Origin of the sequence: Streptomyces sp. NPDC013455 (genome assembly GCF_040632975.1) — a bacterium.
Lineage (GTDB): Bacteria > Actinomycetota > Actinomycetes > Streptomycetales > Streptomycetaceae > Streptomyces.
Window position 1 is genome coordinate 127,249 of sequence record NZ_JBEYCX010000003.1, and the last position, 17,530, is coordinate 144,778.

Consider the following 17,530-nt stretch of genomic DNA (forward strand, 5'->3'; position numbering starts at 1 on the left):
GCGCGCGACGCTCACGACCTGCCGAAAGGTGCTCAACCCCTCATGCCCGAGCTGGTGTTCTTCTCCGGAACGATGGACTGCGGGAAGTCGACGCTGGCTCTCCAGATCGAGCACAACCGCTCCGCGCGCGGCCTGGCCGGCATGATCTTCACCCGGAACGACCGCGCGGGCGAGGGCAAGCTGTCCTCCCGGCTCGGCCTGGTCACCGACGCGGTGGAGGTCGCCGCCGACCAGGACCTGTACGCCTACCTCGTGGACCACCTCTCGCAGGGCCGCCGGGCCGACTATGTGATCGCGGACGAGGCGCAGTTCCTCGCGCCCGAGCAGATCGACCAGCTCGCGCGCGTGGTGGACGACCTCGGGCTCGACGTGTTCGCCTTCGGGATCACCACCGACTTCCGCTCCAAGCTCTTCCCCGGCTCGCAGCGGCTGGTGGAGCTGGCCGACCGCATCGAGGTGCTCCAGGTGGAGGCGCTGTGCTGGTGCGGCGCCCGGGCCACGCACAACGCCCGCACGATCGGCGGCGAGATGGTGGTCGAGGGCGCCCAGGTGGTCGTCGGCGACGTCAACCAGTCCGCGGACGAGGTCGGCTACGAGGTGCTGTGCCGGCGCCACCACCGGCGCCGGATGACCGCCGCGTCCGCCCGCGCGGCGGCCCTGTCCCCGGACGTCCTGCCCGTCCCGCACGCCTGAGGGCTCGGCGCCGGTACCGGGAACGCGGTACCGTCCGGGCCGGCCACCGCGCCCGTACGCCAGAGGGCTCAGCGCGGGTTCTCGACCACCGAGAACTCGGCACCCTCCGGGTCGGCCACCGACGCCACCCGCCCGTGCGCGCCGTCGTGGGCCGGCCGCAGGATCCGGCCGCCCAGGCCGGTGACCTGCCGCAGCGTTTCGCCGATGTCGGCGACCTCGAAGTACGTCTGCCAGTACGGCCCCCGGTCCCGGGGCAGACCGTGGCCCACGCCGTGCAGCCCGGCCACCGGACGGCCGCCGAGGCGCAGGGTCACGTAGTCGAAGTCGGCGGAGACCACCGGCTCCTCCTCGTAACCGAACACGCTCTTGTAGAACTTGGCGACGCTCTCCGTCTCGAAGGTGACCAGCTCGTTCCAGACCGGCGTGCCGGGCCCGCCGGTGACCGCCGCGCCGAGGTGCGAGGCGCCCTGCCAGATCCCGAACACCGCACCGGACGGGTCGGAGGCGATCACCATCCGCCCGGCCTCGGCGGCGTCCAGCGGTCCGACGGCGACGGTGCCGCCGCACAGCCGTACGGTGTCGGCGCTCCGGTCCACGTCGTGCGAGGCGAGGTACGGCGTCCAGGCGACCGGCAGCCGGCGGTCCGGGGGCAGCTGTCCCATCCCCGCCACCTCCCGCCCGTCCAGCAGTGCCCGCACGTACGGGCCGAGCTGCTGCGGGCCCGGCCGGAACTCCCAGCCGAACAGCTCGCCGTAGAACTCCTCGGTGGCGTCCAGCCCGTGCACCATCAGGCTCACCCAGCAGGGTGTGCCGGGCACGCGCCGTGCGTGCGGACCGGCCGACTCCCGTGCCTCGGTCATCGATCACTCTCTCCCCGGCCCCTCGCGGTGGCCGTGTCGCTTCCGCTCCCCGGAAGGGGTGTCCACGCCGCTGGCGCGCACGCCCGTGCCGGTGCCCGCATCCTCCGCGGTGCCACGGGGCCTGCCTGCGCCGCCGCTCGCCGATACCCGGGGAGGATGCCCGCTCTGCCGTCTTTCGCCGCTTCCTGACGAGCGCCGGCGGGTGTCCGCCGGCTGTACAGCCCGTGCTCGATCCCGTACGCCTGGTGATCGAGCGTGTCCGGCCGAGCAGAGTAGCCGGACCTGGACGCCGCGGCCACCCCTGGCGTATGGATGGACGCCATGACAGTCATCATCACCGCATCCGAACTCGCACAGGAGCTGACCGGGGGCGACCCGCCGGTACTGCTGGACGTGCGCTGGCAGCTGAGCGTGGCGAAGGCGGCGGGCGCGCCGGCCTTCGACGGCCGGGCCGAGTACGCGGCCGGCCACCTGCCCGGCGCCGTCTTCGTCGACCTGGACCGGGAGCTGGCCTCCGCGCCCGGCGCGCACGGCCGGCATCCGCTGCCCGACCTCGCGGAGTTCGGTGCGGCGATGCGCCGCGCGGGCGTGTCGGCAACCCGGCCGGTCGTCGTGTACGACGGCGGGCAGGGCTGGGCGGCCGCGCGCGCGTGGTGGCTGCTGCACTGGACGGGTCACCCGGACGTGCGGGTTCTCGACGGCGGGTTGCCGTCCTGGGAGGGCGAGTTGTCCACCGGGACACCGGCTCCGGCGGAGGGCGACTTCCGGCCGGAGCCGCGGGGGGCGGGGCTGCTGGACGCGGACGCGGCGGCGTCCCTGGCCCGGACCGGCGTGCTGCTGGACGCGCGTGCGGGGGAGCGGTACCGCGGCGAGGTGGAGCCGATCGACCGGGTCGGCGGGCACATCCCGGGCGCGGTGTCGGCGCCGACGACGGAGAACGTGGGCCCCGACGGCCGTTTCCTGCCCGCGGCGGAGCTGAGGGACCGCTTCAAGGCCCTGGGCGTGTCGGAGGACACCGAGGTCGGCGTGTACTGCGGTTCGGGCGTCTCCGGGGCGCACGAGGTCCTCGCGCTGGCGGTGGCGGGCATTCCGGCGGCCCTGTACGTCGGTTCCTGGTCCGAGTGGTCCGCGGACCCGTCCCGGCCGGTGGCGGTGGGGGCGGATCCGCAGTAGCGGACAGCGGCAGGAGGGGGCACGCGCGCGTGCCCCCTCCTGCCGCCGATAGGGCGGCCTACTCCTGCTTCTTGCGGCGGGTGCCGAACACGATCTCGTCCCAGCTCGGCACCGCGGCGCGGCGGCCGGGGCGGACGCCGTCGGCCTCGGCCTGGCGGTCGGTCGCGCCGACGAGCCGGTCGCGGTGGCTGCCGACCGAGCGCGGCATGAGGACGTCCGCGTAGGCGGACCCGGCCGAGGCGGCGGGCGCCGGCGGTTCCTCGGCCGAGGGCTCGTCGGTGTCCTCCTCCGAGGCCTCCGCGGCCCGCTCCGGGACCACCAGGTCGCCCCGGAAGCTCGGCACGGCCTCCAGCAGGCTGGTCAGCGAGTCGCGCTCGCCCGTGCCCTCCTCGGCCGGTTCCGGGGACGGCGCGGGCAGGCCGGGCCGCTCCCGGTCGCTCCGGTCGAGGGCGCGGTCCATCGAACGCTCGCGCGGCAGGCGGGCGATCCGCGGGACGAACGGGAAACTCGGCTCCGGTACGGCGAGGTCGTCGGACTCGCCGATCAGCGAGCGCGCCTCGTCGTCCACGGCCTGGACGAGCCGCCGGGGCGGGTCGTACGTCCAGCTCGCCGAGTGGGGTTCACCCGCGACTTGATAGACGAGGAGCACTTCCCAGGTGCCGTCGTCGCGGCGCCAGGAGTCCCACTGCACCGTGTCCTTGTCGGCGCCGCGCAGCAGCAGGCGCTCCTGCACGGCCTCGCCGAGCAGCGGGCCGGAGTTCTCGCCGGGGCGGCGGACCGGTGTCTTGCGGGCGCGCTCGGCCATGAAGGCCCGCTCGGCCAGCACCGGCCCCTCGAAGCGCCGTACCCGGTCGACGGGGATGCCGGCCAGCTGTGCGACCTCTTCCGCGGTGGCACCGGCACGTATCCGCGCCTGGATGTCGCGCGGGCGCAGATGGCTCTCGACTTCGATCTCGATCTGGCCGAGGCGCGGCCGGTCGCCGCGCACGGCGGCGCGCAGCCGTTCGTCGATCGGAAGCGTGTACTCCGTAGAGTCGGCAGCCTTCAGCACCAGCCGTGTGCCGTCATTCGAGACGGCCACGACACGCAGTTCGGGCATGGGGACCTCCCGGGTGGTGCCTGCCGACGTCACGTGCGTCGCTGCTTCCGCTAGTCGAGTGTGGCCTGCCCGGGTGCAGCCTGCCACAACCTTGCCGAGTTGCCCGGCGTGTCGGGCACGGGCCCGGGGCCGCCGTTATGGCACGGTTACCTGTTCGCAACGCTAAGTGACCAACTCCGTCACCCTGTGCAACTAGCCCCCTCCCGGCGGTCCGGCAGGGCCGCGGGCACCCAGGTGGGAGCCCGGACCCAGGGCTCGCAACAGTACTCCATTCGGACCACGTGCGTGGATTGGCGCGCCGCCCAACTTCTCGCAAGAGGTGCGACTTGGCCGTCCGCAACCGGTTTTGCAGATCATCGACGTGGCGAACTTCACGCAATCCGCAGAAACGGAACTAATGGTTTCGTCCGTACGTCCTCCTCCCGTACGCGAAGCCGGGCCGTGTCGGCCGAATACCGGGGCGAGTTGCGGGTACGCGCGGGTCACACCGGTGCGGGCCGCGGGCGGGGTCCGCCCACGGCGCCTACGCCCCCAGAACCCTGCGCAGGTAGTCGTTCTGGAACAGCCGGTCCGGGTCGAGGCGGTCCCGCAGCGCCGTGAACTCGCCGAAGCGCGGGTAGACCCGGGCGAAGTACTTGGCGTCCCGCGTGTGCACCTTGCCCCAGTGCGGACGCCCCTCGTGCGCGGTGAAGATGCGCTCGGCGGCGGTGAAGTACGCCTGGTAGGGCGTGCCGCGGAACATGTGGACGGCGATGTAGGCGCTGTCCCGGCCGGAGGCGGTGGACAGGGTGATGTCGTCGGCCGGGGCGGTGCGCACCTCGACCGGGAAGCCGACCCGCAGGCCCGAGCGGTCCACCATCGCCCGCAGCTCGCGCAGGGTGTCCACCAGGGCCGCGCGCGGCACGGCGTACTCCATCTCCACGAACCGCACCCGGCGCGGCGAGGTGAAGACCTCGTACGGGATGTCGGTGTACGTCCGCGCGGACAGGGCCTTGCTGGAGATCCGCGCGATCGCGGGGACGGTGGCGGGCACGGCGCGGCCCGCCCACTGGGCCACCTGGAAGACCCCGTTGGAGAGGAACTCGTCCTCGAACCAGCCGGCCAGCCGCCCCACCGGCTGCTCGGGCCCGGCGCTGCGGTTGTTCCGCTTGGTGTTGGTGCTGCCGGTGTGCGGAAACCAGTAGAACTCGAAGTGCTCGTTCTCGGCCCACAGTTGGTCGAACTCGGCGAGGACCCGGTCCAGGGGCATCGGTTCCTCGCGCGCGGTGAGCAGGAACAGCGGCTCCACGGCGAAGGTGATCGCGGTGACGACACCCAGGGCGCCGAGGCCGATGCGGGCCGCCGCGAAGACCTCCGGGTTCTCCTTCTCGGAGCAGGTGAGCACCGAGCCGTCGGCCGTGACGAGCTCCAGTCCCCTGATCTGGGCGGCGATCGAGCCGGACTCGCGGCCGGTGCCGTGCGTGCCGGTGCTGGTGGCTCCGGAGACGGTCTGCTCCATGATGTCGCCCATGTTGGTGAGCGAGAGACCCTCGCGGGCGAGCGCGGCGTTGAGTCTCTTGAGCGGAGTGCCCGCCTCCACCGTCACCGTCATGGAGGCCCGGTCGATCCCGCGTATACCGGTCAACAGGTGAGGGCGTATCAGCATGCCGTCCGTGGCGGCGATCGACGTGAAGGAGTGCCCCGTCCCGACCGCCTTTACCCGCAGGCCGTCCTCCCGGGCCCGGCGCACCGCCGCGGCGAGCTCCTCCACCGAGGCCGGTGCGACCTGCCGGGCGGGCCGGGCGGAGACGTTGCCGCCCCAGTTACGCCAGGTGCCGTTCTTCCCGCTCGCTGTGCTGCTCAACGGTGCCTCCCCGACCCGCGGCCGGCCTGCGCAGCCGGCGGTACCCGAGGAAACCGACCACGACCGCGACGGCCCCGGACACCACCGGGACCCCGTATCCGGCGCGCGCCCCGGCCGCGTCGATCACCCAGCCGGCCGCGGACGAGCCGAGCGCGACACCGACCGCGAGGCCGGTGCTCACCCAGGTCATGCCCTCGGTGAGCTGCGCGCGAGGTACGTGCTCTTCGATGAGGGACATCGTCGTGATCATCGTCGGCGCGATGGACAGCCCCGCAACGAACAGCGCCACGGCCAGAAGCGGCAGGTTTCCGACCAGTAGGAGGGGGATCATACTCACGGCCATCGCCGCCACGCCCAGGAGCCAGCGGCGTTCCGGTGCCCCGCTGAAGCGCAGCAGCCCGAAGGCCACGCCCGCGACGGCGGAGCCGGCCGCGTACAGCGCCAGGACCACGCTCGCGGCGCCCTTGTGGCCGCGCTCGTCGGCGAAGGCGACGGTGACGACGTCCACCGAGCCGAAGATCGCGCCGGTCGCCACGAAGGTGGCCACCAGCACCTGGAGCCCCGCCGAGCGCAGGGCGCTGCCCCCGCCCTGCCGTTCGCGGGGATGGGGCGCCGGTTCGGTGGCGCGCTGGACGGTCAGCCAGAAGACACCGGCCGCCAGGAAGCAGGCGGCCAGCAGGGGGCCCGCCTCGGGGAACCACGCCGTGGACAGGCCGATGGAGATGATCGGCCCGAAGACGAAGCAGACCTCGTCGACGACCGACTCGAACGAGTAGGCGGTGTGCAGCTTGGGCGTGCCCCGGTACAGCGCCGCCCAGCGGGCCCGGATCATCGCGCCGAGGCTCGGTACGGAGCCGATGCCCGCCGCGCACACGAACAGCACCCAGTCCGGCCACCGGAAGTGCGCCGCGAGCAGCAGCCCGGCCGCCGCGGCCAGGGCCACCAGGGTCGCCGGGCGCAGCACCCGGCGCTGCCCGTACTGGTCCACCATCCGGGAGATCTGCGGTCCGATCGCCGCGGCGGACAGCGCGATGGCGGCAGACAGGGCGCCCGCGAGGCCGTACCGCCCGGTGAGCTGGGAGACCATCGTGACGACGCCGATGCCCATCATCGACAGCGGCATCCGGCCGAGGAATCCGGCGGCGGAGAACGCCTTGGTGCCGGGCTCGGCGAACAGGGCTCTGTAAGGGCTGGGCACGTGGTCTCCGAAACGGATCAGTAAGGCGCGAATGCGGCTGAGACAGCTTACGAGTTAGGGCACCCTAATTACACCCCGCGTGCGGCCCGGACCGCACCTCGCGGGCCGGCCGGAAAACCGTACCCAACCATCTTCAACCCGACTTACCACCCCGCTGTTTCCCCGCTGTCGGTGCCGGGTGGCAGGATCGAGTCATGCCAGACGCGCTCGATGCCACCCCGTACGACGCCCTGCTCCTGCTCTCCTTCGGCGGCCCCGAAGGCCCGGACGACGTGGTCCCCTTCCTGGAGAACGTCACGCGCGGGCGCGGCATCCCGAAGGAACGCCTCAAGGAAGTCGGGCAGCACTACTTCCTCTTCGGCGGGGTCAGCCCCATCAACGCCCAGAACCGGGCCCTGCTGGACGCCCTGCGCAAGGACTTCGCCGAGCACGGCCTGCACCTGCCGGTCTACTGGGGCAACCGCAACTGGGCGCCGTACCTGACGGACACCCTGCGCGAGATGGCCGCCGACGGCCGCCGCCGCATCCTCGTCCTCGCCACCAGCGCCTACGCCTCCTACTCGGGCTGCCGCCAGTACCGGGAGAACCTCGCCGACGCGCTGGCCGCCCTGGAGGCCGAGGGCCTGGAGCCGCCGAGGGTCGACAAACTGCGGCACTACTTCAACCACCCCGGCTTCGTCGAGCCCATGATCGACGGAGTGCTGCGTTCCCTCGCGGACCTGCCCGAGGACGTCCGCGCGGGCGCCCACATCGCCTTCACCACGCACTCCATCCCCACCTCCGCCGCCGACACCTCCGGCCCCGCGCAGGCCCACGGCGAGGGCGGTGCCTACGTCGAGCAGCACCTGGACGTCGCCCGGCTGATCGCCGACGCCGTGCGCGAACGGACCGGGGCCGACCACCCCTGGCGGCTCGTCTACCAGTCCCGCTCCGGCGCCCCGCACATCCCCTGGCTGGAGCCCGACATCTGCGACCACCTGGAGGAGCGGCACGAAGCCGGCGTCCCGGCCGTGGTCATGGCCCCGATCGGCTTCGTCTCCGACCACATGGAGGTCCTCTACGACCTCGACACCGAGGCGAAGGCCAAGGCCGAGGAGCTGGGCCTGCCGGTGCGCCGCTCGGCCACCGTGGGTGCCGACCCGCGGTTCGCCGCGGCCGTGCGGGAGCTGATCCTGGAGCGGGCCGCCGTGGAGCGCGGCCAGGAGGTCACCCCCTGCGCCCTCGGCGCGCTCGGCCCCAGCCACCACCTCTGCCCGGTCGGCTGCTGCCCGGCCCGGGCCCCCCGCCCCGCCGCGGCGGGCGCCGACAGCCCCTACGCGTGAGGAGACCCGTGACCGACTCCCTCCACCGGGACCTGCTGGAACTGGCCCGGGAGGCCGCCCGCCGCGCCGGCGCGCTGCTGCGGGACGGCCGCCCGGCCGGCCTGGCCGTGGCGAAGACCAAGTCCAGCCCCATCGACGTCGTCACCGAGATGGACATCGCGGCCGAGAAGCTGATCACCGACCTGATCTCCGGGCGGCGCCCCGGCGACGGCTTCCTCGGCGAGGAGGGCGCCTGTGCCGAGGGCACGAGCGGCATCCGCTGGGTGATCGATCCGCTCGACGGCACCGTCAACTACCTGTACGGCCTGCCGACCTGGGCGGTGTCCATCGCGGCCGAGCAGGACGGCGAGGTCGTCGTCGGGGTCGTCGCGGCCCCGATGCGCGGCGAGACCTACCACGCCGTCCGCGGCGGCGGTGCGTGGGCCACGGGCGCCTGGGAGGGCGAGCGGGCGCTCGCCTGCCGTCCCGCGCCCCCGCTGGAGCAGGCGCTGGTGTCCACCGGGTTCAACTACGTCACCGAGGTCCGCGCCCACCAGGCCGAGATCGCCGGCCGGCTCGTCCCGCTGCTGCGGGACATCCGGCGCAGCGGCTCGGCGGCGGTCGACCTGTGCGACGTGGCCTGCGGCCGGCTCGACGGCTACTACGAGCGGGGTCTGCACCCGTGGGACTTCGCGGCGGGGGACCTGATCGCCCGGGAGGCGGGCGCGCTGACCGGTGGACGGCCGGGAGAGCGCCCGTCGGCCGCCCTGACGGTCGCGGGGACGCCGGGCGTGTTCGAACCCCTCCAGCGGCTGCTGGAGGACTTCGGAGCCTGGCACGACTGAGGCGTGGCCGCGGACGGTTCCGCGCCCCCGGCCCGCCGGTGCGGAGCCGGCCCGTGCGCGCCCGCGCCGGCCCCGCCGCGCGTCGGCTCGGCCCCGCCGCGCGCGCGTCGTACCGTGCACACGAAGGGACCCCGGCGCTGGATTCGCCGGGGTCCCTCGTCGTGCTGCCGGGCCGGTCAGACGCGTGACGCGCCGACTTCCACACCGTGTTCGGCGGCGAGGCGTCGCAGGTCGTCGAGCTCTGCCTGCTCCACCTCGACGAGGAAGTCGTCGCCCTCGTCACGAGCCCGCGACAGGTCGGACTCGGTCGCCCTTATGCGCTGCAGAAGTCCTGCGGTGAAAGCGTCCATGCTGCGCCCCCTCGTCCAGGGTCGTGGGTCGGTGGCACGGGGGTGTGCCGTAGGGAAGGGGCGATCACGTCTCTCGCAAGTGCCCAGCACTGCCCTGCTGGGCGGCGACGGTGCCGGACACCCGCGCCCGTTCTGCGAAGCGGATGGCGAGGTACCGCATGGTGCTGCGGCACATGCAGAGCGTGATCGCGGGGTGTAAAGCCGTCCTCCCCCCGTCCCCTTCCGGGGAAACCTCAACGGGCGGAGAAATTCTTGTATTCCCGGCCCGCCACCCCCGTCCCTGCGGCCCCACCCCGCCTTACAGCCGACTTATGGCCGAAAAGGGCAGGATGGGGGGCACACCCACGGACACCCCTGCCCGCACGCGCCCCGGCGCGCTCCGCGGGTGGACACAGGAAGGACTAGCGACGTGCGCGTACTCGTCGTCGAGGACGAGCAGCTGCTCGCCGATGCGGTGGCCACCGGACTGCGCCGGGAGGCCATGGCCGTCGACGTCGTGTACGACGGTGCGGCCGCCCTGGAGCGCATCGGCGTCAACGACTACGACGTGGTCGTCCTCGACCGCGACCTCCCGCTGGTGCACGGCGACGACGTCTGCCGCCGGATCGTCGAGCTGGGCATGCCCACCCGCGTGCTGATGCTGACCGCCTCCGGCGACGTCAGCGACCGCGTCGAGGGCCTGGAGATCGGCGCCGACGACTACCTGCCGAAGCCCTTCGCGTTCAGCGAGCTGATCGCGCGCGTGCGCGCCCTCGGCCGCCGCACCAGCGTGCCGCTGCCGCCGGTCCTGGAGCGCGCCGGCATCAAGCTCGACCCGAACCGCCGCGAGGTCTTCCGCGACGGCAAGGAGGTGCAGCTGGCGCCCAAGGAGTTCGCGGTCCTGGAGGTGCTCATGCGCAGCGAGGGCGCGGTCGTCTCGGCGGAGCAGCTGCTGGAGAAGGCCTGGGACGAGAACACCGACCCGTTCACCAACGTGGTGCGGGTGACGGTGATGACCCTGCGCCGCAAGCTGGGCGAGCCGCCCGTCATCGTCACCGTCCCCGGCTCCGGCTACCGGATCTGATCCCCGTGGCCACGACACCCGCGCCGCCCCAGGCGCCCCCGAAGCCCACCTGGGACCCGAGGCGGCCGCAGCCCCCCTTCCCGTGGCTGCGCCCGACCATCCGCATACGGCTGACCCTGCTGTACGGCGGCATGTTCCTGATCGCCGGGATCCTGCTGCTGTCGATCATCTACCTGCTCGCCGCCCAGGCGATCAGCACCGGCAACCAGCCGCTCTTCAAGATCGTCAGCGGTACGGACATCCGGGTCTCCAGCGACAACTGCCCGGCGATCACCGCGATCAACTCCAGCACGCTGCCGCTGCCCGACTTCAACGAGGCGATCGCCCACTGCGTGGACCAGCAGCGCCAGGGGGCCCTGGACAACCTGCTCAGCCGCTCCCTGCTGGCCCTGCTGGGCCTCGCCGTGATCGCCTTCGCGTTCGGCTACGCGATGGCGGGCCGCGTCCTGTCCCCGCTCGGCCGGATCACCCGCACCGCCCGCCAGGTGGCCGGCTCGGACCTGTCCCGCCGGATCGAGCTGGACGGCCCGGACGACGAGCTGAAGGAGCTGGCGGACACCTTCGACGACATGCTGGAGCGCCTCCAGCGGGCCTTCACCGCCCAGCAGCGCTTCGTCGGCAACGCCTCGCACGAGCTGCGCACCCCGCTCGCGATCAACCGCACGCTCCTGGAGGTGCACCTGTCCGACCCGAACGCGCCGGTGGAGCTCCAGCAGCTCGGCAAGACGCTGCTGGCCACCAACGAGCGCAGCGAACAGCTGGTCGAGGGGTTGCTGCTGCTCGCCCGCAGTGACAACCAGATCGTCGAACGCAAACCGGTCGACCTGGCCGAGGTGGCCACGCAGGCCGTCGACCAGGTGCACGCCGAGGCCGAGGCCAAGGGCGTGGCCGTCCGTGGCGAGCGCAAGCCCGCCGTGGTGCAGGGCAACGGGGTGCTCCTGGAACGCATTGCGCTCAACCTCGTCCAGAACGCCGTACGGTACAACCTTGCGGACGGCGGCTGGGTGGAGGTGAACACCGAGGTCGAGCACGGGCAGGCGGTGCTGACCGTGACGAACACCGGACCGGTGGTGCCGGCGTACGAGATCGACAACCTCTTCGAGCCGTTCCGGCGGCTCCGTACGGAGCGCACGGGCAGCGACAAGGGGGTGGGTCTCGGACTCTCCATCGTCCGGTCCGTGACCCGCGCGCACGGCGGTCACATCCTGGCCCGGCCCCGCGAGGGCGGCGGGCTGGTGATGCGTGTCACCCTGCCTTTGTGATTCAGACCGACACACGCGGCCATGTTCGCTGTACGCGGAATATTTGGACCGCCGGACGGGCTTCTTTCTGTGTGATCGATCACATGGACGGAATTCCGGCCATGTACGCACAGTGATCATGACAGAAGGTGGAAAGCCGGGAAAGTCCTGGTTTTCAGGGCTCTTGATCACGGGAAGTACACGGTGAGGCGCCTTTGAGGTGCGGCATTCGAACCGTGTACGGTCCTCACCGCCATCCAAGCCGATCACTCTTGAGGGGTCGGGTTGGGTGTCGATTGAGTAACAGACCTTGATGTGAGGCAAAATCTCCGCCTCAGGTCGGGCACAAGTCCGGCCTCTCACGCGTTACGTGCGCTGGAGACACCGCAGACACCCAGAGGGGGAGAGCGATATGGCAACCGATTACGACACTCCACGCAAGACCGACGACGACGTCGACTCGGACAGCCTTGAAGAGCTGAAGGCCCGGCGGAACGACAAGTCCACCTCGGCGGTGGACGTCGACGAGTTCGAGGCCGCCGAGGGCCTCGAACTGCCCGGCGCCGACCTCTCGAACGAGGAGCTGGCCGTCCGGGTGCTGCCCAAGCAGCAGGACGAGTTCACCTGCATGAGCTGCTTCCTGGTGCACCACCGCAGCCAGCTGGCCAGGGAGAAGAACGGCCAGCCGATCTGCCGCGACTGCGACTGAGCAGGGGTCGGCCGTGACTGGCTCGACCCCTCCGCGGAAGCGCCGCTTCTCCCTGCGGAAAGCGGACCAAGGGCCGATCGACGGCCCGCACGGCGCGCGTGACGACGAGCGGGGCTCACCCGGAGCGGGAGCCCCGCTCGGACCGGCGGCCGACCGGCAGGACCTGTCGGCGTCGGCGCGGCAGCCTGCACCCGTCGCCCGGAGCCGGGCGACGGTGATCGGTGGCAAAGCCCGGGAGATGGCCCGGGAAGGCGCCCGCAGGGGCGGCAGCCGGGCCCGCGCGGGCCTGGCGTACCTGGCCGACCGGATCATCGAGATCGCCCCACGCATCCCCGTACGCGACCTCGCGTCCCTGCGCAGGCAGTTCCCCGGCCTCGGTCCGGAGGAGCTCGCCGACAAGCTGGTGGCCGGCGCCGCGGCCGGCACCTCGGCCGTCGGGGCCGGGATCGGAGCGGTCGCGATGCTGCCGGTGCCGCCGGCCCTGCCGACCGAACTGGCCGCGGAGATCACCGGGGTCGCCGCGATCGAGATCAAGCTGATCGCCGAACTGCACGAGGTCTACGGCGCCCGCCCGCCGGGCAACCTCACGGCCCGCAGCGCCGCGTATCTGTCCTCCTGGTCGGAGGAGCGCGGGATCGACGTGATGAAACCGTCGACGTACGACACGGCCCTCGGCGGCCGGATGAAACGCGAACTGCGCCGGCAGATCATGAAGCGGATGGTCCGCGACCTGCCCAACCTGATGCCGTTCATGATCGGCGCCGCGGTCGGGGCCGTCATGAACCGCCGGGACACCAGGAGACTCGCCGGCCGGATCCGCGACGACCTGCGCAGGACGCAGGTGCCCTGGGACGAACTGCCGGAGCTCCCGCCGCTGGAGGAACCGGAACACCCGATCGAGCTGCGCGGACTCCCCGACGACCGCTAGCCGCCTGGCCGCCCGGGTGCCTCAGGCGTGCGCCGTGCGCGCCGCCTCGATCGCCGCCGCCAGCTGCTCCGGCTCCCGCGTCGACAGGTACAGGTACGGCGTCGGGTCCTCGGGGTCGGTGACCTCCACGCGCAGCGCGGTCGGGATGTAGGCGCGCAGCAGCAGGAAGGCACGGGTGTCGGCCTTGTACGTCCGCCAGGCGCGCGCCCCCTCCGCGTCCAGCACCTCCGTCGCGCCCAGCGCCGACACCGGGATCCGCGCCTCGCCGGCGATCAGGAAGCCGCCCACGACCCGGATGCGCGGCGAGCCGTACGCGCTGGCCACCACCGCGGACGCGGCCGTGCCGCCCACCAGGCCGCCGAGCAGCGGCAGGGTGCCGAACGGCAGCAGGATCAGGGCGAACGAGACGCCCACGAGAAAGCTGATCAGCCACCACGAGCGGGGGGCGGTGAGGCGTTCTTCGTAAGGGGTGGCGGAGAGCTGCATGGAGCCAAGCTTGGCACGGTATCCGGATACCGCCGGAGCCGGGGCGCCCGGCGCGAAGCGCTGTCGGGCAGGGCGGTGGCGGGGGCCGGACGGACGGGTAAGGTCTGCGGCTGTGAGTGGTAGTTCCGCAGCTCTTCAGCCCCCCGCCGACGCGGTGAAACCCGTACGGCACCCCGACGCGCCCGCGCCCGGGGAACTCCTCGGTGCCCATTACGGACACTGCTTCGGGTGCGGTCCCGGCCAGCCGCACGGACTGCACCTGGAGGCCCGCGCCGGCGAGGGCGTCTCGCTGACCGCCGAGTTCACCGTGCAGCCCGCCCACCAGGGCGCCCCCGGCCTCGCGCACGGCGGCGTGCTCGCCACGGCCCTGGACGAGACCCTCGGCTCGCTGAACTGGCTGCTGCGCACCATCGCCGTCACCGGACGGCTGGAGACGGACTTCGTGCGGCCCGTGCCCGTGGGCACCACCCTGCACCTCCAGGCCGAGGTCACCGCCGTCGCCGGACGGAAGATCTACTGCACCGCCGCCGGGCGCATCGGCGGCCCCGACGGGCCGCTGGCCGTCCGCGCCGACGCCCTCTTCATCGAGGTGAAAGTGGACCACTTCATCGACCACGGCCGGACGGAGGAGATCCAGGCGGCCATGAGCGACCCGGACCAGATCCGGCGCGCCCGCGCCTTCGAGGTGAACCCGTGATCCCGGCGGGCCCCGGCGGCCGCGGCCCCCTGGACGTACTCATCCGGCGCGTCGACCCGGACGTCCCGCTTCCGGCGTACGAGCACCCCGGGGACGCCGGCGCCGATCTGCGCACCACCGAGGCGTGCGAACTGGCCCCCGGGGAACGGGCCGTTCTGCCCACGGGGGTGTCGATCGCCCTGCCCGAGGGGTACGCGGCCTTCGTGCATCCGCGTTCCGGCCTCGCCGCCCGCTGCGGTGTCGCCCTCGTGAATGCCCCGGGGACGGTTGATGCCGGGTACCGTGGGGAGATCAAGGTGATCGTGGTGAATCTCGACCCGCGCGAGAGCGTGCGGTTCGAGCGCTTCGACCGGATTGCCCAACTGGTCGTCCAGCAGGTCGAGAGGGTCCGCTTCCAGGAGGTCGCGGAGCTTCCCGGCTCGGCGCGGGCCGAAGGGGGCTTCGGGTCCACCGGCGGCCATGCCGCGGTGGGCGGCGAGAGCGGCACAAGCGGTCAGGCCGCCGAGGGCGGTCCGACGGGTGGGAATCGATACGCTTCGGTCGTATCCGACCGGGAAGGACAGTGACGTGTTCGGACGTCGCAAGAAGAAGGGTGCCGCCGAGGACGCGGCCGGCGAGGCCGAGCAGGTCGTCGACAGCGTCGACACCGAGGCGGACGAGGAAGAGGCCGAGCGCGAGCGCGTCCGGCTGGAGCCGGGGCCCCGGCCCGACGGGCCGTGGGACAGCACCGAGGTGCGGGACGCGGCCGAGGGCCGGGTGGACCTCGGCGGTCTGTTCGTGCCGGGCGTGGACGGCATGGAGCTGCGCGTCGAGGTCGCCGGTGACGCCATCGTGGCCGCGACCGTCGTGCTGCGCGACAGCGCCATCCAGCTCCAGGCGTTCGCCGCGCCCAAGCGCGAGGGCATCTGGGGCGAGGTCCGCGAGGAGATCGCTTCGGGCATCACCCAGCAGGGTGGCATCGTCGACGAGGTCGAGGGCCCGCTCGGCTGGGAACTGCGCGCCCAGGTCCCGGTGCAGCTGCCGGACGGCACCGGCGGCTTCCAGGTCGTCCGGTTTGTCGGCGTGGACGGTCCGCGCTGGTTCCTGCGCGGCGTGATCTCCGGCCAGGGCGCGGTGCAGCCGCAGGCCGCCGGGCTGCTGGAGCAGATCTTCCGGGACACCGTCGTGGTCCGCGGCGAGGGCCCGATGGCGCCCCGCGACCCGATCGTCCTCAAGCTGCCGAACGACGCCCAGATGGTTCCCGAGGGCGTCCAGCAGGAGGAGGGCTCGCGCTTCTCCGGTGGAATGGGCCAGCTCCAGCGGGGACCGGAGATCACCGAGGTGCGCTAGGCGCTCCGCCGGTTCAGGCCGTCGTCGTGAGCGGGCCGTGCCCTACGGGGTGCGGCCCGCTGTCGTGCGGGGGCGCCTTACGGGGTGCGGCCCGCTGTCGTGCGGGGGCTCGGTCACCGCCCTGGCCGTCGCGCACGCCGCCGCCCCACACGACGCCGCCCCACACGACGCCGCCCCACACGACGCCGCCCCACACGACGCCGCCCCACACGACGCCACCGCGTACGACGCCACCGCGCACGACGCCGCCCCGCACGACGCCGCCCCGCTCGACCTCGCCGACCGGGTCCCGGGACCGCGCGACGGGGGGATCACCCAGCGCCCGAGCCGCTGCCCACCGTTCCTCACCGAGCCTGGGCGGGGTACGGGTCCGAGGGGGCCGGGACGGGGTGGCGGGCCGGGAAGTGAGCTGCGCTACGGCGGTGTCGGCGGCCCCCGGTACGCTTCAGGTATGAGTGCTGTTCCTCGTTCCGAAAAGCCGGCCGGCCGGTTCCGGCGCATGCTCGACCGGCTCTCCTCGTCGCAGGAGGACCTGGAGTCCGAGGAGCTGCGCGAGGACGCCGAGACGGCGGGCTGTACGAAGATCGGCGACTGCCGGGACCGGCAGATCGTCACCGTAACTGGTACCTTGCGCACGGTCACCCTGCGTCCGCGTGCCGGAGTCCCGGCCCTGGAGGCCGAACTGTTCGACGGCTCCGCCGCGCTGGACGTGGTGTGGCTCGGCAGGCGCTCCATCGTGGGCATAGAACCGGGGCGCAAGCTGATCGCATCGGGCCGGATCTCGATGAGCCGGGGCCGCCGGGTGCTGTTCAACCCCAAGTACGAACTGCGACCCCTCGGACGGGAGTAGCCGGTGACGTCCCTCGACAAGCCGACCGAAGACACCGACCAGACTCAGCCCGACAACGCCCGCGCGGTCACCGAGGCCGCGCTGTTCGAGGCGTTCGGCGGTGTCCGCGGCATGGTCGAGACGGTCCTGCCGGGCCTGCTCTTCGTGTCGATCTTCACGATCGACAAGGACCTGCACGTCTCGGCGATCGCCGCCCTGGCCGTCTCCCTGATCCTGGTCGCGGTGCGGCTGGTGCGCAAGGACACCGTCAAGCACGCCTTCAGCGGTGTCTTCGGCGTGGCCTTCGGCGTCGTGTTCGCGATGTTCACCGGCAACGCCAAGGACTTCTACCTGCCCGGCATGCTCTACACGCTGGGTCTGGGGCTGGCGTACATCATCACGACCCTCGCCGGCGTGCCGCTGATCGGCCTCATCCTGGGCCCGGTCTTCAAGGAGAACCTCTCCTGGCGCACCCGCAACCCCGGCCGGAAGAAGGCGTACGCCAAGGCCAGCTGGGCCTGGGGCCTGATCCTGCTGGCCAAGTGCGCGATCCTCTTCCCGCTGTACTGGTGGGCCGACACCACGCAGCTCGGCTGGGTGCTGGTCGCCCTGAAGATCCCGCCGTTCCTGCTCGCGGTATGGCTGACCTGGGTCTTCCTGGCCAAGGCTCCCGCGCCCATCGACGTCTTCGCGGAGATGGAGGCGGCGGAGAAGGCGGCCGAGGAGAAAGCGGCCGAGGAGAAAGCCGCCGCGGAGAAGGCCGCTGCCGAGTCGGCCGGCGGCAGGCACCGCCGGGACGGCTGACCGGCCGGGGCCCGCCCCCGTACCCCGGCCCCCGGAACACGTCCGCCCCCTCCCGGCTCACGCGTCGGAAGGGGGCGGATCC

At 72.7% G+C, this 17,530-nt stretch carries 19 protein-coding genes; 13 read left to right on the forward strand and 6 right to left on the reverse strand.

Features of this window, described 5'->3' with window-relative positions:
* Window positions 1–42: 42 nt before the first annotated feature.
* Entirely contained in the window at window positions 43–693 is a 651-nt protein-coding gene (locus ABZ576_RS07180) for a thymidine kinase (RefSeq protein ID WP_360736911.1), read from the forward strand.
* Between the two features lie 68 nt (window positions 694–761).
* Here the strand turns inward: ABZ576_RS07180 and ABZ576_RS07185 are convergent, their stop codons facing one another.
* Window positions 762–1,553 (reverse strand): VOC family protein, encoded by a 792-nt coding sequence (locus ABZ576_RS07185; RefSeq protein ID WP_360736913.1) that lies wholly within the window; start codon window positions 1,551–1,553, stop codon window positions 762–764.
* A gap of 321 nt (window positions 1,554–1,874) precedes the next feature.
* Here ABZ576_RS07185 and ABZ576_RS07190 point away from each other — a divergent pair, with 321 nt between their 5' ends.
* Window positions 1,875–2,726 (forward strand): sulfurtransferase, encoded by an 852-nt coding sequence (locus ABZ576_RS07190; RefSeq protein WP_360736915.1) that lies wholly within the window; start codon window positions 1,875–1,877, stop codon window positions 2,724–2,726.
* Between the two features lie 58 nt (window positions 2,727–2,784).
* On the opposite strand, the gene sepH is transcribed toward ABZ576_RS07190, so the two are convergent.
* The 3 genes from sepH to ABZ576_RS07205 form a co-directional block, all read right to left on the reverse strand.
* Window positions 2,785–3,825 (reverse strand): septation protein SepH, encoded by a 1,041-nt coding sequence (gene sepH, locus ABZ576_RS07195; protein ID WP_360736918.1) that lies wholly within the window; start codon window positions 3,823–3,825, stop codon window positions 2,785–2,787.
* Between the two features lie 523 nt (window positions 3,826–4,348).
* Window positions 4,349–5,668 (reverse strand): D-arabinono-1,4-lactone oxidase, encoded by a 1,320-nt coding sequence (locus tag ABZ576_RS07200; protein WP_360736920.1) that lies wholly within the window; start codon window positions 5,666–5,668, stop codon window positions 4,349–4,351.
* Entirely contained in the window at window positions 5,628–6,866 is a 1,239-nt protein-coding gene (locus ABZ576_RS07205) for an MFS transporter (RefSeq protein ID WP_360736923.1), read from the reverse strand. The genes ABZ576_RS07200 and ABZ576_RS07205 overlap by 41 nt, the downstream gene beginning before the upstream one ends.
* Before the next feature lie 194 nt (window positions 6,867–7,060).
* On the opposite strand from ABZ576_RS07205, the gene ABZ576_RS07210 reads away from it, so the two are divergent.
* Entirely contained in the window at window positions 7,061–8,188 is a 1,128-nt protein-coding gene (locus ABZ576_RS07210; RefSeq protein WP_360736926.1) for a ferrochelatase, read from the forward strand.
* A gap of 8 nt (window positions 8,189–8,196) precedes the next feature.
* A complete protein-coding gene (locus tag ABZ576_RS07215; RefSeq protein ID WP_360736928.1) occupies window positions 8,197–9,012 on the forward strand; it encodes an inositol monophosphatase family protein in 816 nt (271 codons plus the stop codon).
* Between the two features lie 176 nt (window positions 9,013–9,188).
* Here ABZ576_RS07215 and ABZ576_RS07220 read toward each other — a convergent pair whose 3' ends face one another.
* Entirely contained in the window at window positions 9,189–9,362 is a 174-nt protein-coding gene (locus tag ABZ576_RS07220; protein WP_023546087.1) for a hypothetical protein, read from the reverse strand.
* A 409-nt stretch (window positions 9,363–9,771) separates the two neighbouring features.
* Here ABZ576_RS07220 and ABZ576_RS07225 point away from each other — a divergent pair, with 409 nt between their 5' ends.
* The 4 genes from ABZ576_RS07225 to ABZ576_RS07240 all read left to right on the forward strand — a co-directional run bounded on the left by ABZ576_RS07225 (window position 9,772) and on the right by ABZ576_RS07240 (window position 13,303).
* Window positions 9,772–10,425, forward strand: coding sequence for a response regulator transcription factor (locus ABZ576_RS07225; protein ID WP_007387794.1), 654 nt, complete (start codon window positions 9,772–9,774; stop codon window positions 10,423–10,425).
* Between the two features lie 5 nt (window positions 10,426–10,430).
* Window positions 10,431–11,687 (forward strand): HAMP domain-containing sensor histidine kinase, encoded by a 1,257-nt coding sequence (locus tag ABZ576_RS07230; RefSeq protein ID WP_360736931.1) that lies wholly within the window; start codon window positions 10,431–10,433, stop codon window positions 11,685–11,687.
* A gap of 391 nt (window positions 11,688–12,078) precedes the next feature.
* A complete protein-coding gene (locus ABZ576_RS07235) occupies window positions 12,079–12,375 on the forward strand; it encodes a DUF4193 domain-containing protein (RefSeq protein ID WP_005481602.1) in 297 nt (98 codons plus the stop codon).
* 13 nt (window positions 12,376–12,388) lie between these two features.
* Window positions 12,389–13,303, forward strand: a complete 915-nt coding sequence (locus tag ABZ576_RS07240) for a hypothetical protein (protein WP_360736933.1) — start codon at window positions 12,389–12,391, stop codon at window positions 13,301–13,303.
* A gap of 21 nt (window positions 13,304–13,324) precedes the next feature.
* Here the strand turns inward: ABZ576_RS07240 and ABZ576_RS07245 are convergent, their stop codons facing one another.
* Window positions 13,325–13,789 carry a DUF3093 domain-containing protein gene (locus tag ABZ576_RS07245; protein WP_360736935.1) on the reverse strand — a complete coding sequence of 155 codons (465 nt, stop codon included), beginning with the start codon at window positions 13,787–13,789 and terminating at the stop codon, window positions 13,325–13,327.
* 112 nt (window positions 13,790–13,901) lie between these two features.
* Between ABZ576_RS07245 and ABZ576_RS07250 the strand changes: the two genes are divergently transcribed.
* The 5 genes from ABZ576_RS07250 to ABZ576_RS07270 all read left to right on the forward strand — a co-directional run bounded on the left by ABZ576_RS07250 (window position 13,902) and on the right by ABZ576_RS07270 (window position 17,448).
* Window positions 13,902–14,486 carry a PaaI family thioesterase gene (locus tag ABZ576_RS07250; RefSeq protein WP_360736937.1) on the forward strand — a complete coding sequence of 195 codons (585 nt, stop codon included), beginning with the start codon at window positions 13,902–13,904 and terminating at the stop codon, window positions 14,484–14,486.
* A complete protein-coding gene (gene dut / locus ABZ576_RS07255) occupies window positions 14,483–15,052 on the forward strand; it encodes a dUTP diphosphatase (RefSeq protein ID WP_360736940.1) in 570 nt (189 codons plus the stop codon). The genes ABZ576_RS07250 and dut overlap by 4 nt, the downstream gene beginning before the upstream one ends.
* A gap of 1 nt (window position 15,053) precedes the next feature.
* A complete protein-coding gene (locus ABZ576_RS07260; RefSeq protein WP_360736942.1) occupies window positions 15,054–15,815 on the forward strand; it encodes a DUF3710 domain-containing protein in 762 nt (253 codons plus the stop codon).
* A 451-nt stretch (window positions 15,816–16,266) separates the two neighbouring features.
* The gene (locus ABZ576_RS07265; RefSeq protein WP_093474051.1) at window positions 16,267–16,665 is read left to right on the forward strand and encodes an OB-fold nucleic acid binding domain-containing protein; all 399 of its coding nucleotides are present in this window, start codon (window positions 16,267–16,269) and stop codon (window positions 16,663–16,665) included.
* A 3-nt stretch (window positions 16,666–16,668) separates the two neighbouring features.
* Window positions 16,669–17,448 (forward strand): DUF3159 domain-containing protein, encoded by a 780-nt coding sequence (locus tag ABZ576_RS07270; protein ID WP_360736944.1) that lies wholly within the window; start codon window positions 16,669–16,671, stop codon window positions 17,446–17,448.
* Window positions 17,449–17,530 lie beyond the last annotated feature (82 nt).